Source organism: Streptomyces sp. NPDC088733 (genome assembly GCF_044751185.1).
Lineage (GTDB): Bacteria > Actinomycetota > Actinomycetes > Streptomycetales > Streptomycetaceae > Actinacidiphila.
The window spans coordinates 277,436-291,647 of sequence record NZ_JBIVLH010000005.1 but is presented as its reverse complement, the minus strand read 5'-3'; the positions used below and the strand labels follow the sequence as shown (position 1 = coordinate 291,647).

At 71.4% G+C, this 14,212-nt stretch carries 13 protein-coding genes; all 13 read right to left on the bottom strand.

Translation table 11 applies throughout. The annotated features are described in order from the left end of the window. Positions 1–9: 9 nt before the first annotated feature. The 13 genes from pgi to uvrC all read right to left on the bottom strand — a co-directional run bounded on the left by pgi (position 10) and on the right by uvrC (position 14,204). The gene (gene pgi, locus ACIP64_RS12115; protein ID WP_401584470.1) at positions 10–1,692 is read right to left on the bottom strand and encodes a glucose-6-phosphate isomerase; all 1,683 of its coding nucleotides are present in this window, start codon (positions 1,690–1,692) and stop codon (positions 10–12) included. After that, a complete protein-coding gene (locus ACIP64_RS12110) occupies positions 1,692–2,993 on the bottom strand; it encodes an MFS transporter (RefSeq protein ID WP_401584467.1) in 1,302 nt (433 codons plus the stop codon). The genes pgi and ACIP64_RS12110 overlap by 1 nt, the downstream gene beginning before the upstream one ends. 119 nt (positions 2,994–3,112) lie before the next feature. After that, positions 3,113–3,880 (bottom strand): sugar isomerase domain-containing protein, encoded by a 768-nt coding sequence (locus ACIP64_RS12105; protein WP_401584464.1) that lies wholly within the window; start codon positions 3,878–3,880, stop codon positions 3,113–3,115. Between the two features lie 71 nt (positions 3,881–3,951). Next, positions 3,952–4,932: an N-acetylglucosamine kinase gene (locus ACIP64_RS12100; protein ID WP_401584461.1), complete on the bottom strand. Its 981-nt coding sequence runs from the start codon at positions 4,930–4,932 to the stop codon at positions 3,952–3,954. A gap of 128 nt (positions 4,933–5,060) precedes the next feature. After that, the gene (locus ACIP64_RS12095) at positions 5,061–5,396 is read right to left on the bottom strand and encodes an RNA polymerase-binding protein RbpA (protein WP_078862516.1); all 336 of its coding nucleotides are present in this window, start codon (positions 5,394–5,396) and stop codon (positions 5,061–5,063) included. Positions 5,397–5,557: 161 nt separating this feature from the next. Continuing rightward, positions 5,558–5,794 carry a preprotein translocase subunit SecG gene (secG, locus tag ACIP64_RS12090; RefSeq protein WP_326576958.1) on the bottom strand — a complete coding sequence of 79 codons (237 nt, stop codon included), beginning with the start codon at positions 5,792–5,794 and terminating at the stop codon, positions 5,558–5,560. A 131-nt stretch (positions 5,795–5,925) separates the two neighbouring features. Further along, positions 5,926–6,702, bottom strand: coding sequence for a triose-phosphate isomerase (gene tpiA, locus ACIP64_RS12085; RefSeq protein WP_401584456.1), 777 nt, complete (start codon positions 6,700–6,702; stop codon positions 5,926–5,928). Positions 6,703–6,705: 3 nt separating this feature from the next. After that, on the bottom strand, positions 6,706–7,917 hold the full coding sequence (locus tag ACIP64_RS12080; RefSeq protein ID WP_401584454.1) for a phosphoglycerate kinase: 1,212 nt from the start codon (positions 7,915–7,917) through the stop codon (positions 6,706–6,708). A gap of 150 nt (positions 7,918–8,067) precedes the next feature. After that, positions 8,068–9,072, bottom strand: a complete 1,005-nt coding sequence (gene gap, locus ACIP64_RS12075; RefSeq protein WP_360912193.1) for a type I glyceraldehyde-3-phosphate dehydrogenase — start codon at positions 9,070–9,072, stop codon at positions 8,068–8,070. A gap of 182 nt (positions 9,073–9,254) precedes the next feature. Beyond that, positions 9,255–10,232 (bottom strand): DNA-binding protein WhiA, encoded by a 978-nt coding sequence (gene whiA, locus ACIP64_RS12070; RefSeq protein WP_319661180.1) that lies wholly within the window; start codon positions 10,230–10,232, stop codon positions 9,255–9,257. Beyond that, positions 10,223–11,230 carry a uridine diphosphate-N-acetylglucosamine-binding protein YvcK gene (yvcK, locus tag ACIP64_RS12065; RefSeq protein ID WP_401584451.1) on the bottom strand — a complete coding sequence of 336 codons (1,008 nt, stop codon included), beginning with the start codon at positions 11,228–11,230 and terminating at the stop codon, positions 10,223–10,225. Before yvcK ends, whiA begins: the two co-directional genes overlap by 10 nt. After that, entirely contained in the window at positions 11,227–12,150 is a 924-nt protein-coding gene (gene rapZ / locus ACIP64_RS12060; protein ID WP_401584449.1) for an RNase adapter RapZ, read from the bottom strand. The genes yvcK and rapZ overlap by 4 nt, the downstream gene beginning before the upstream one ends. Next, positions 12,147–14,204 carry an excinuclease ABC subunit UvrC gene (gene uvrC, locus ACIP64_RS12055; protein WP_401584446.1) on the bottom strand — a complete coding sequence of 686 codons (2,058 nt, stop codon included), beginning with the start codon at positions 14,202–14,204 and terminating at the stop codon, positions 12,147–12,149. Before uvrC ends, rapZ begins: the two co-directional genes overlap by 4 nt. Positions 14,205–14,212: the final 8 nt, after the last annotated feature.

Here is a 14,212-nt window from a genome sequence, read left to right as displayed (position 1 = left end):
CTTGGTGTGTCAGCGGCCGCGCAGCACGCGGTAGTCGGCGACCAGGCCCTTGGTGGACGCGTCGAGGCCCGGGACGTCCGCGCCCTCGGTCAGAGCGGGCTCCAGACGCTTGGCCAGGACCTTGCCGAGTTCGACACCCCACTGGTCGAAGGAGTCGATGTTCCAGACCGCGCCCTGCACGAAGACCTTCTGCTCGTACAGCGCCACGAGCTGGCCCAGCACCGAGGGCGTCAGCTCGGTCGCCAGGATGGTGGTGGTCGGGTGGTTGCCGCGGAAGGTGCGGTGCGGCACCTGCTCCTCGGCCACGCCCTCGGCACGGACCTCGTCACCGGTCTTGCCGAAGGCCAGCGCCTGGGTCTGGGCGAAGAAGTTCGCCATCAGCAGGTCGTGCTGGCCGGCCAGCCGCGGTTCGAGCTCGCCCAGCGGCCGGGCGAAGCCGATGAAGTCCGCGGGGATGAACTTCGTGCCCTGGTGCAGCAGCTGGTAGTAGGCGTGCTGGCCGTTGGTGCCGGGCGTGCCCCAGACGACCGGGCCGGTCTGCCAGGTGACGGGGTTTCCGTCCCGGTCCACGGACTTGCCGTTGGACTCCATGTCCAGCTGCTGGAGGTAGGCCGGGAACTTCGACAGGTAGTGGCTGTAGGGCAGCACCGCGTGCGACTGGGCGTCGAAGAACTGGCCGTACCAGACGCCGAGCAGGCCCAGCACCATGGGGACGTTCCGCTCCGGCGGGGCGGTGCGGAAGTGCTCGTCGACCAGGTGGAAGCCGGCCAGCATCTCGCGGAAGTGGTCCGGGCCGATGGCGATCATCAGCGACAGGCCGATGGCGGAGTCGTACGAGTAGCGCCCGCCGACCCAGTCCCAGAACTCGAACATGTTGGCCGTGTCGATGCCGAACTTGGAGACCTCGTCCGCGTTGGTGGACAGCGCCACGAAGTGGAACCGGACCGGCGAGTCCTCGGCATCCGCCTGGGTGCCGCTCTTGCCGAGGCCGTCCAGCAGCCACTCGCGCGCGGAGGTGGCGTTGGTGATGGTCTCGATGGTGGTGAAGGTCTTGGACGCGACGATGAACAGCGTCTCCGCCGGGTCCAGGTCGCGCACGGCCTCGTGCAGGTCCGAGCCGTCCACGTTGGAGACGAAACGGAAGGTCAGCGAGCGGTCGCTGTAGGCCCGCAGGGCCTCGTAGGCCATGGCGGGACCGAGGTCGGAACCGCCGATGCCGATGTTCACCACGTTCTTGATGCGGCGTCCGGTCGACCCGACCCACTTGCCGGAGCGCACGGCGCCGGCGAAGTCAGCCATCTTCCTGAGCACCTGGTGGACGGCGGGGACGACGTCCTCCCCGTCGACCTCCACCACGGACGACTCCGGGGCCCGCAGCGCCGTGTGGAGCACCGCGCGGTTCTCGGTCACGTTGATGCGCTCGCCGCGGAACATCGCGTCCCGCAGCTCGGTGACGCCCGAGGCGGCCGCCAGTTCGCGCAGCAGGCTCAGCGTCTCGTCGGTCACCAGGTTCTTGGAGTAGTCCAGATGGAGGTCGCCCACCTGGAGGGTGTAGCGCTCGGCGCGGTCGGGGTCGGCGGCGAACAGCTCCCGCAGGTGGGCCGAGCCCAGCTCCTCACGGTGCCTGGCGAGCGCCTGCCACTCCGGTCGCTGGTCGAGACGGGTACGGCCCTGCGTGTTGGTTCCGGACATCAGTCCACTTCTCCTCGTCCTCCATGCTGCAGGTCCAAACTAGTTGATCCCGGCGTCGGAGGAGATTCACCCCCGGTGTCCGGCGCGGTGACGACCGGTGTCAGCATGGCCAACGCGCACCCGAACAGCACGGCGGCCAGCAGCGGCGCGGTGCCCGGACCCCACGCCTCGGTGGCGGCGCCGCCCATCAGGGCGCCCAACGGCGCCCCGGCCACGGCCAGGGTCCGCATGGCGGCGCTCACCCGGCCCAACAGGGCCTCGGGGGTGCGTCGCTGGACGAGCGTCGTCTCGTTGACGTTCCAGATCATTCCCAGTGCGCCGAACACCGCCATGACGGTGACGGCGACCGGGAGCGAGCGCACTGTGCCGAGCACGACCAGGCAGCCGGCCTGGACGGCGAGCCCGGGTATCAGCGCCCGGCCGCGCCCGCCGAGCAGCGCGGACCATCGTCCGGCGAGCGCTCCCCCGGCCACGCTGCCCGCGCCGTAGGCGAGGAGGACGGCGACGTAGCCTGCGTGCCCGGCGTGCAGCGGGCCGGTGACCAGGAGCACCAGGGTGGCGATGACGGCCCCGACGCCGGTGTTGGCGACGGTGTTGGCCGCGCACACCGCCCGCAGGACCCGGTCCCGCCGCAGGACCCGTATCCCCTCGGCGATGTCCTGCCGCAGTGTGGCTCCCGCGGCGCGCGCCGGGCGGACGGGCGCGGGCCGCCGCAGCGAGGCGACCAGGACCGCCGCGGCGGCGTAGGTCACGGCGTCCACGGCGAACGGCAGGGCGGCCGCCAGGCCGAGCAGCACGGGCACCAGCGGGGCGCCGAGGAAGGTGCCCGCCACCGTCTGGCCGGTCATCAGCCGGGCGTTGGCGCGCCCCAGCGCCTCCCCGGGGACCACGGAGGGCAGCAGGGCGGTCGCGGCATTGTCGAAGAGCGTCTGCAGCGTGGTCAGCGCGAAGGCCAGGACGAGCAGCAGCCCGATGCTCGCCGCGCCCAGCCCGACGGCCACCGCGAAGGCCGCCACGAGCACTGCGCGCAGCGCGTCCACCGCCCACATGGCCCGGCGCTGGTCCACGCGGTCGGCGACGGCACCGCCCAGCAGGCCGAAGAGCAGCCAGGGCAGGAACCCGGCCGCGGTGACGAGGGACACCAGCAGCGGCGAGTCGGTGAGCCCGACCGCGAGCAGCGGCAGGGCCGCGCCGCGCAGCCCGTCGCCGAAGCGCGAGACGGCCGCGGCCGTCCACAACCGCCCGAACCCGCCCCGCCAGGCGGGCGCGCGCTCCCCCGCGCCCATGGTCACGGCCGTCATGCAGATCCCCCCACTCGTCTGCGATCAACTGTCACAGACCGTAGCGGGACCCACTGACAACGCACCGTCCCCGCAGGTCGGAAGGCGGATGGGCGCGAACCAGGGCAGGTCGGAGGGGATCAGGCCCCGGCGCGGTGCAGTCGCTCGCCGTAGTGCTGCTCCAGGACGAGGTTGCGCTCGAAGCCGCCCGGCACGTTCGCCGAGACGTACACCGGCGCCTCGTGGCCCTCCGCGGTGAGCAGGCCCACCGCCTCGGCCACCGTCATCTGGACGAGCATCGCGGAGGTGATGGTGGAGACCCCGCACAGCGCCCCGCCGCCGGGCAGCGGCAGCAGCGCGTCACCGTAGGGGGCGCCGTTGTCGAGGACCGCGTCGGCGAGGCCGGCCAGCCGCTTGCCGCTGGGGTGCAGCGCGGGCACGGCGCGGGTGTGTTCCAGCGAGGTGATCGCGATCAGGGGGTGGCCCTGGGCCTTGACGTGCAGGGCCATGTCCACGATCGAGTTGTTGACCCCGGAGTTGGAGATGATCACGAACAGGTCGCCCGGCCGCGGCGCGGTCAGCTCGTACAACCGCTTGGCCAGGCCCGGGGAGCGCTCCAGCAGGGGGTCGGTGAGCACCGAGCGGTCGTCGCCGCCGCGCAGCACGAGGTCGTTCAGCGCGATGCGGTTGGTGGGGATGAGTCCGCCGGCCCGGCCGGAGATCTCCAGCGCGGTGGCCTGCGAGTGCCCGGTGCCGAAGGCCTGGAGGATGCCGTCGGCGGCCACGCAGTCGGCGATCAGCCGGGCCGCCGCCGCCACCGAGTCCCGGTTCGCCCCGATCACCCGGTCGATGGCGGCACGGGCCTCCTCGGCGAACCGGGCAGCACTCGTCGTCACGTCGTCGGCCATGGCCGGTTCCCCCTGAGTCCGGTGATCCAGTGGATGTCCACGGCAACGATGGACGAGAGGTCTAGTCCACGTCAATCCCCCTGCACCTGCATGCGGGCCAGCGCCAAGGCGCCCGCGCCGCCGTCCTGCACCGGCAGGACGTGCAGGTCCATCTCCTCCGCGCGCGCCGACACCCTTCCCAGCAGCGGTCCCGAGGGGCCCAGCAGGCCGCCGGTGACGACCAGCGGCTCGCCGGCCTGCGGATCGAGGGCGGCGACGGTCGCCGCGAGCTCGTCGGCGGCGTCGTCCAGCAGGTTGCCGGCCACCTCGTCGCCGTCGCGGTCGGCGGCGACCGCCAGCGGGCTCAGCCGGGCCAGACGGACCGGCGGCTCGGCGTAGACATGCGGCACCAGGCGGTTGCGCAGCACATGGCACTCGTGGTCGCTGGGGCGCTCCTGGGCCAGGTACGGGCCGCCCGGGGAGTCCAGGTAGTGGCACAGGACGGCCTCGACGAGCGTCGTCCAGGGGCCTCGGCCGTCCAGGGCGCGCACCGCGGCGCGCATCACCTCGCGGCCGAGCCAGAATCCGCTGCCCTCGTCGCCGATGAGCCAGCCGTTGCCGTCCGCCAGCAGGCTCTGGCGGCGCTTCTCGATCCGGGCGGCGACCGCGCCGGTGCCGGCGACCAGCGCCAGGCCGTCGGAGGGGACCCCGGGGGCGGAGGCGAAGGCGACCTCGATGTCGCCGCACACGGTCACGTCCAGCGCGCCGATCCCCGTGCTGTCCAGCGCGGCCCGCAGACAGGACGCGGCGAGCCGGCGCCCGACCTCGGGACCGGTGTCCAGGGCGGCGCCGGCGAAGCCGCCGACGACGGCCGCGACCTCGCCCTTGCGGTCGTCCGGGACCGCGCTCCTGAGCGCGTCCGCGAGGTGCTGGGTGAGCGCCACCCGTTCGACGCTCATCGCATTGCCGGGGCCGCCCTCGCCCTCGCCGAGAACCCGCCCCTCGGAAGCCGCGTCGGCGAGATACGCCCGGGTCCGCGTTCCGCCCGCATCGATGCCGATCACCAGAGCCACAACCGCGAGTATACGTTCCCGTTACCCAGTGTCGACCGAACGCGACGGCCCGGACCGCGAAAGGAGGTTCTCCTGATCGCGGGCCGGGCCCGTGGTGAATGTCCTGCCGGACGTGCGGCGGGAACCGCTCAGATCTCGCCCCGGAGCTTGGCGAGCGCCTCGGCGAGGATCGCCTCGCCGTCGGCCGCGCTGCGGCGTTCCCGCACATAGGCAAGGTGCGTCTTGTACGGCTCGGTGCGCGGCGGAGCCGGCGGGTTCTCCTCGTCCTGCCCGGCCGGGAAGCCGCAGCGCGGGCAGTCCCAGGTGTCCGGGATCTGCGCGTCGCTCGCGAAACTCGGCTGGGTCTCGTGCCCGTTGGAGCACCAGAAGGAGATGCGCAGCCGCGGCGCGGACTCGCCCCGCTCGGCCTCTCCCATAGGCCCCGCCCCGACCCGACTGCCACGGATCGCGTTGCCACTTGCCACGGTCGTAACTCCCTGCGTGATCGTGCTGCGAGGTCGCCCAGTTTACGGAGACCGGTTCACCCCGCCGCGGCGGGGAGAGGGCACCGTATCCCAAGACGCGCTTCCATGATAAGTCGCGTCGGCGACAAGGCGTCAGTTCTCCCCGGATACGCGGGAGTCGGTCACTTCTGGAACTTGAGCAGAAGACCAAGGGTGACAATGCACGCAAACCACAGCAGACCGATCACAACTGTGATCCGGTCGAGGTTGCGCTCGGCCACCGAGGAACCGCCGACCGACGACTGCATGCCGCCGCCGAACATGTCGGACAGGCCGCCGCCCTTGCCCTTGTGCATCAGCACGAGCAGCAACAGCAGCAGGCTGAAGATGATGAGGGCGATGGAGAACCCGATGACCACAGCTGGACCAACTCTCTCGGTGACCTAGGACGAGGCGGGGGCCGGTCGGCTGGCATGCAGCCCTCCGGCCCCCGACAGAGTACTTCGGGCAGGGCCCGACAGCCTACTGCCCGCAGAAACGCGTGATCGCGTTACTGGTCGCGGAAGCGGACGATCTTGACGAACTCCTCCGCGTCGAGCGACGCGCCGCCCACCAGGGCGCCGTCCACGTCGGGCTGCGCCATGATCGCCGCGACGTTGCCGCTCTTCACCGAGCCGCCGTACTGGATGCGGACCGCGTCGGCCACCTCCTGGCCGTACAGCTCGGCCAGTCGGCCGCGGATCGCCCCGCAAACCTCCTGGGCGTCCTCGGGGGTGGCCACCTCGCCGGTGCCGATGGCCCACACCGGCTCGTAGGCGATGACCAGGGTCTTCGCCTGCTCGGCCGGGACGTCCTTCAGGGCGCCGTCGAGCTGGGCAAGGGTGAAGGCCACCTGGTTGCCGGCCTTGCGGACGTCCAGGCCCTCGCCGACGCACACGATCGGGGTCAGCTCATGGCGGAAGGCCGCCTTGACCTTGGCGTTGACGATCTCCTCGTCCTCGCCGTGGTACTGCCGGCGCTCGGAGTGGCCGATGACCACGTACGAGCACTTCAGCTTGGCCAGCATCGAGCCGGAGATCTCACCGGTGTACGCGCCGGACTCGTGCGCGGAGAGGTCCTGCGCACCATACTTGATCTTGAGCTTGTCGCCGTCGACCAGGGTCTGCACGGACCGCAGGTCGGTGAAGGGCGGCAGCACGACGGCCTCGACGGCGTCGTAGTCCTTCTCGTTGAGCGCGAAGGCGAGCTTCTGGACGTGCGCGATGGCCTCGAGGTGGTTGAGGTTCATCTTCCAGTTGCCCGCCATGATCGGCGTGCGCGGGGTCATCGGTCAGTCCTCCAGTGCGGCGAGGCCGGGGAGCGTCTTGCCCTCGAGGTACTCGAGGCTCGCGCCGCCACCGGTCGAAATGTGGCCGAAAGCGTTCTCGTCGAAGCCCAGGATGCGGACGGCCGCGGCGGAGTCGCCGCCGCCGACGACGGTGAACGCGGGGCTGTCGAGCAGCGCCTGGGCGACCGCGCGGGTGCCCTCGGCGTAGTCGGGGTGCTCGAAGACGCCCATCGGACCGTTCCAGAAGACGGTGGCCGTGTCGGCGAGCTTCGAGGCGAAGAGCTTGCGGGTCTCCGGACCGATGTCCAGGCCCATCAGGTCGCCGGGGAAGGCGTCGACGGTCACGGTCACGGGGTTGCCGGCGACCGGGTTCTTCAGGTCGGGGAAGGACGGCGCGCCCACGATGTCCAGGGGGAGCACGAACTCCACGCCCTTGGCCTTCGCACGCTCCAGGTACTCCGCGACGGTCTGGAGCTGGTCCTCCTGCACCAGGCTCTTGCCGACCTCGTGGCCCTGGGCCTTGAGGAAGGTGAAGAGCATGCCGCCGCCGATCAGGATGCGGTCGGCGCGGTCCAGCAGGTGGTCGATCACGCCCAGCTTGTCGGAGACCTTGGCACCGCCGAGGACCACCGCGTACGGGCGGGCCACGTCCTCGGTGAGCTTCTTCAGCACGCCGACCTCGGTGGCGATCAGCAGACCGGCCGCGTGCGGCAGCCGGGCCGGCAGGTCGTAGACGGAGGCGTGCTTGCGGTGCACGGCGCCGAAGCCGTCGCCGACGTAGAGCTCGGCGAGGGCGGCCAACTGGTCGGCGAAGGCGCCGCGCTCGGCGTCGTCCTTGCTGGTCTCGCCCGGGTTGAAGCGCAGGTTCTCCAGCAGCGCGACGCCGCCGTCGGCCAGGGCGCCGACCACGTCGTGGGCGCTCTCCCCGACGGTGTCGGTCGCGAAGGCGACCTTCGTGCCGAGGAGTTCACCGAGCCGGCCGGCGACGGGCGCCAGCGAGAACTGCGGGTCGGGCGCGCCCTTGGGGCGGCCCAGGTGCGAGGCGACGATCACCTTGGCGCCGGCCTCGGCCAGCTTGGCGATGGTCGGCACGACGGCGCGGATACGGCCGTCGTCGGTGATCGTGTCGCCGGACAGCGGCACGTTGAGGTCGGCGCGGACGAAGACCCGCTTGCCGCCGACCCCCTCGTCGATGAGTTCGTCGATCGTCTTCATGGTGAGGACTCTCCTGCCTCGGCCCCTGCCGGCGTGGCGGCACGGCGCTCGCGCCCTGGGGCAGTCGTGGAAAGGTCATGGGACAGGGCCCGGACGACATTGCGTCGTTCGGACCCTGTCCTCATCGCATGGCGGGCTGAAGAGCCCTTGTCAGAGCTGGCCGCCGACGAACACGGTCAGGTCGACGAGGCGGTTGGAGTAGCCCCACTCGTTGTCGTACCAGCCGATGACCTTGACCTGCTTGCCCTGAGCCATCGTCAGGGAGGAGTCGAAGGTGCAGGAGGCCGGCCAGTTGACGATGTCCGAGGACACGATCGGGTCCTCGGTGTACTCCAGGATGCCCTTGAGCTGGCCCTCGGCGGCCTTCTGGAAGGCGGCGTTGACCTCGTCCTTGGTGACCTCGCGCTCGAGCTCGATGACCAGGTCGGTCACGGAGCCCGTCGGGACCGGGACGCGCATGGCGATGCCGTCCAGCTTGCCCTTGAGCTGCGGGAGGACCAGGGCGGTGGCCTTCGCGGCACCCGTCGAGGTCGGGATGATGTTCTCGGCGGCGGCACGGGCGCGGCGCAGGTCCTTGTGCGGGAAGTCAAGGATGCGCTGGTCGTTGGTGTACGCGTGCACCGTGGTCATCATGCCCTTGACGATGCCGAAGTTCTCGTCCAGGACCTTCGCCATCGGCGCCACGCAGTTGGTGGTGCAGGAGGCGTTGGAGATGATGTGGTGCTTCGCGGCGTCGTACTTGTCGTTGTTGACGCCCATCACGATCGTGATGTCCTCGTCGGACGCCGGCGCCGAGATGATGACCTTCTTGGCACCACCCTCGATGTGCTTCTTGGCGTCCGCGGCCTTGGTGAAGATGCCGGTCGACTCGATCACGATGTCGACGCCCAGCTCGCCCCACGGGATGTCGGAGGGGTTGCGCTCCGACAGCACCTTGATGGTGTGGCCGTTCACCGTGATGGAGTCGGCGGTGTGGGTGACCTCGGCCTTCAGGCGGCCCAGGATCGTGTCGTACTTGAGCAGGTGCGCCGTGGTGGCGGTGTCGCCCAGGTCGTTGACAGCCACGATCTCGATGTCCGCACCCTGCTCCAGGGCGGCACGGAAGAAGTTACGACCGATGCGACCAAAGCCGTTGATGCCTACGCGGATCGTCACGAACCGATCTCCTCGCTGATGTGCCGGATGCCATTTCGCTCCGGCTGCGACGTATGGGATGTCCCCGACCAAGGACGACCCTACCCCGGCGGGAACCCAGCGGTGACATCGGCACCGCCGGTGCCCGCACTACGGACGGGTAACCGGGCCCGGCGCGGCCGACGCCCCCCGGACGGCCGGTCTCAGCCGACCATTTCCTCGGTCAGGTTGGACTCCGTGCCGGGGATGCCGATGTCGGAGGCGCGCTTGTCGGCCATCGCCAGCAGCCGGCGGATGCGGCCCGCGACCGCGTCCTTGGTGAGCGGCGGCTCCGCCAGCGAGCCCAGCTCCTCCAGCGACGCCTGCTTGTGGTCCATCCGCAGCCGGCCGGCCGCCGCGAGGTGCTCGGGCACCTCCTCGCCGAGGATCTCCAGGGCGCGCTGGACCCGGGCGCCCGCCGCGACGGCCGCGCGGGCGGAGCGGCGCAGGTTCGCGTCGTCGAAGTTGGCGAGCCGGTTGGCCGTGGCGCGCACCTCGCGCCGCATGCGGCGCTCCTCCCAGGCGAGCACGGACTCGTGCGCGCCCAGCCGCGTCAACAGCGCGCCGATGGCGTCACCGTCACGGACGACCACGCGGTCGACGTTGCGCACCTCGCGGGCCTTCGCCCCGATCTGCAGCCGGCGGGCGGCGCCGACCAGCGCCAGGGCCGCCTCGGGGCCGGGGCAGGTGACCTCCAGCGAGGAGGAACGGCCCGGTTCGGTGAGCGACCCGTGGGCGAGGAAAGCTCCTCGCCAGGCCGCCTCGGCGTCGCACGTCGCGCCGGAGACCACCTGCGGGGGCAGTCCGCGGATGGGGCGGCCCCGGCCGTCGACGAGACCGGTCTGCCGGGCCAGCTGGTCACCGCCGGCGACCACCCGCACGACGAACCGGCTGCCGCGGCGCAGCCCGCCGGGCGCCATGACGACGAGGTCGGAGGAGTGCCCGAAGATCTCCAGGATGTCCTTGCGCAGCCTGCGGGCCGCGATCCCGGTGTCCAGCTCCGCCTCGATCACGATGCGGCCGCTGACCAGGTGGAGTCCCCCCGCGAACCTGAGGATCGCCGAGACCTCGGCCTTGCGGCAGCAGGTCCGGGTGACGGGGAGCCGGGAGATCTCGTCCTTCACCGCTGGCGTCATCGCCATGGGCCGATCCTTCCATGCATACGAAAAATCCGGTCGAACGCGGCCGCCAGCAACTCCGGGTCGTGCCGCGGCCCGTCGGGCGCGGCGACCCGGGCCAGCTCCACCGTTCCGGACAACCGCTCGGCTGCTTCTGTCAGGCTTTCGCGGTCGGGTACGGCGGCCTCGTCAGCCAGCACCACGTCGATGGTGAGTTTAGGGGCGTGTCGGGCCAAAACCTCCAAGTGACGCTGCGGAGAAAAGCCCTCGGTCTCTCCTGGCTGCGGGGCGAGGTTCAGCGCCAGCACCTTCCGGGCGCGGGTCTCCATCAGCGCGGAGACCAGATCCGGCACCAGGAGGTGGGGTATCACCGACGAGAACCAGGAACCGGGCCCCAGCACCACCCAGTCGGCGTCCAGCACGGACTGCACCGCCTCGGGGACGGCCGGCGGGTCGTTCGGGACCAGCTGGACCTCCTGCACCTCACCGGGGGTGAGCGCGACGGTCGCCTGCCCGTGCACCGTGGAGATGGCGTCCGGCTTCTGCGGGTCGTGCCCGCGCACGGTCGCCGTGAGCTCCAGCGGCACGCCGGACATCGGCAGCACCCTGCCGTGCGCCCCGAGCAGCCGGCCCACCCACTCCAGGGCGGCGACCGGGTCGCCGAGCTGCTCCCACAGCGCCACGATCAGCAGATTGCCGACCGCGTGGCCGTGCAGGTCGCCCTGGCTGACGAAGCGGTGCTGGACGACCTTCGACCAGGTCCTGCCCCAGTCGTCGTCACCGCACAGCGCCGCGAGCGCCTTGCGCAGGTCGCCGGGGGGCAGCACGCCCATCTCCTGCCGCAGCCGGCCGCTGGAGCCGCCGTCGTCCGCGACGGTGACGACGGCGGTCAGGTCCTGGGTGATCCGCCGCAGCGCCGACAGCGAGGCGGCGAGTCCGTGGCCGCCACCGAGCGCCACGACCTTCGGCGCCGCACCGCTGCGTTGTGCCGACCGGCGCAAGCGCCGAGTCGTCGTCCTCACTCGCGCCCCATGTCCCGGTGGACGACCACCGTCTCCACGCCGTCCGCGGACAGCCGGGCGGCGAGCCGCTCCGACATGGCCACGCTCCGGTGCTTTCCGCCGGTGCAGCCGACGGCGATCGTCACGTAGCGCTTGCCCTCGCGCCGGTACCCGGCGTTGACGATGTGCAGCAACTCCGCGTAGCGGTCCAGGAACTCCTTGGCGCCGGGCTGGTTGAAGACGTAGGTCGCGACCTCGTCGTTGAGCCCGGTGAAGGGGCGCAGCTCCGGGACCCAGTGCGGGTTGGGCAGGAAGCGGCAGTCGGCGACGAGGTCGGCGTCGACGGGCAGCCCGTACTTGAAGCCGAAGGACATGACCGTGGCCCGCAGCTCCGGCTCCTCCTCACCGGCGAACTGGGCGTCCATCTTGGCGCGCAGTTCGTGGACGTTGAGGCTGGAGGTGTCGATCACCAGGTCCGCGTCGCCGCGCAGCTCGCTCAGCAGCTCGCGCTCCTTGGCGATGCCGTCCACGATCCGGCCGTCGCCCTGCAGCGGGTGCGGACGGCGGACGGACTCGAAGCGGCGCACCAGCGTGTCGTCGGAGGCCTCCAGGAAGAGCACCCGGCGCTTGACGCCCTTGGCGTCCAGGTCCGCCAGCGAGTCGCGCAGATTGTCGAAGAAGCGCCGGCCGCGGACGTCCACGACGACGGCGATCCGGGCCACATTGCCCTGGGAGCGGGCGCCGAGGTCCACCATGGTGGGGATGAGCGCCGGCGGCAGGTTGTCCACCACGAACCAGCCGAGGTCCTCCAGGCACTTGGCGGCGTGGCTGCGGCCCGCGCCGGACATGCCCGAGATGATCACGAGTTCGGGGATCGCCTCCGCGGCTTCTCCCGCTCCGCCCGTCGTCACCTGTGTTCCGCCTCCGTCGTTCTCGATCATGATCCCTTCCCCCGTTCGGTGGGGACGGTCACCGGACCGGCCGTCCCCTCTTCTTCCTCAATGATCTCTCCTGTGGCCGTGTTCACGGCCGGTCCGGCCGGGGCGGCCCCGGCCAGGGCCGCGAGCACGGACTCCGCGGTGCGCCGGCCCACACCGGGCACCTCGCAGATCTGCTCGACGGTCGCCGCGCGCAGCCGCTTGAGCGAGCCGAAGTGCTTCAGCAGCGCCTGCCGCCGGCTCTCGCCCAGGCCCGGGACGGAGTCCAGGGCACCGGCCTTCATCGACTTGGAGCGCTTGCTGCGCTGGTAGGCGATGGCGAAGCGGTGCGCCTCGTCACGGACGCGCTGGAGCAGGTACAGGCCCTCGCTGGTGCGCGGCAGGATGACCGGGTCGTCCTCGCCGGGCAGCCAGACCTCCTCCAGCCGCTTGGCGAGGCCGCAGACGGCGACCTCCTCCACGCCCAGTTCCTCCAGGGCCCGCCGGGCCGCCGCGACCTGCGGCGCCCCGCCGTCGACGACGACCAGCTGGGGCGGGTAGGCGAACTTGCGGGGCCTGCCGGTCTCCGGGTCGATGGGGCCGCCCGCGACCTCGGGGCCGGCGCCGTCCTCCGCGCCCGCCCCGTCGCCGTTCCCGTCGACCCACTCGCCGGTCCGCTGCTTCTCCAGCAGGTAGCGGCGGAAGCGCCGGGAGACCACCTCGTGCATGGAGCGGACGTCGTCCTGCCCGGCGAAGCTCTTGATCTGGAAGCGCCGGTACTCGCTCTTGCGGGCCAGACCGTCCTCGAAGACCACCATCGAGGCGACGACGTCGTCGCCCTGGAGGTGGGAGATGTCGAAGCACTCGATGCGCAGCGGCGCCGTGTCCAGACCGAGCGCCTCGGCGATCTCCTCCAGGGCGCGGGAGCGGGTGGTCAGGTCGGAGGCACGCCGGGTCTTGTGCAGCGCGAGCGCCTGCAGCGCGTTGCGCTGCACCGTGGCCATCAGGTCCTTCTTGTCGCCGCGCTGCGGGATGCGCAGGCTGACCTGGGAGCCGCGGCGCTCGCTGAGCCACTGCTGGACCGGCTCGTACGGCTCGGGCAGGGCGGGGACCAGCACCTCCTTGGGCACCGAGTCGCCCCGCTCCTCGCCGTACAGCTGCTGCAGGGCGTGCTCGACGAGCTCGGGGGTGCCGATCTCCTCGACCCGGTCGGTGACCCAGCCGCGCTGGCCGCGGACCCGGCCGTCACGGACGTGGAAGATCTGGACCGCGGCCTCCAGCTCGTCCTCGGCGACGGCGATCAGATCGGCGTCCGTCGCGTCGGCCAGGACGACCGCGTTCTTCTCCATGGCGCGCCGCAGCGCCTCTATGTCGTCCCGCAGCCGGGCGGCCTTCTCGTACTCCATCGCGACCGCGGCGTCCTTCATCTGCTGCTCCAGGCGGCGCAGATACGTGCCGGTGCGGCCCGCCATGAAGTCGCAGAACTCCTCCGCGAGTTGGCGGTGCTCCTCGGGGGTGACCCGGCCGACGCAGGGCGCGGAGCACTTGCCGATGTAACCGAGCAGGCAGGGGCGGCCGATCTGCGCGGAGCGCTTGAACACCCCGGAGGAGCAGGTGCGCACGGGGAAGACCCGCAGCAGCAGGTCGACGGTCTCGCGGATCGCCCAGGCGTGCGCGTAGGGGCCGAAGTAGCGCACCCCCTTGCGCTTGGGACCGCGCATGACCTGGACGCGGGGGAATTCCTCGTTCATGGTCACCGCGAGCGACGGATAGCTCTTGTCGTCCCGGTACTTGACGTTGAAGCGCGGGTCGAACTCCTTGATCCAGGAGTACTCCAGCTGCAGCGCCTCGACCTCGGTGGTCACCACCGTCCATTCCACGGAGGCGGCGGTGGTGACCATCGTGCGGGTGCGCTGGTGCAGGTTCGCGACGTCCTGGAAGTACGAGGAGAGCCGCTGACGCAGGCTCTTCGCCTTCCCGACGTAGATCACCCGGCCGTGCTGGTCCCGGAACTTGTACACCCCTGGGGACTCCGGGATCTCTCCCGGCCGGGGGCGGTAGCTGGAGGGGTCGGCCATGCCCCCAC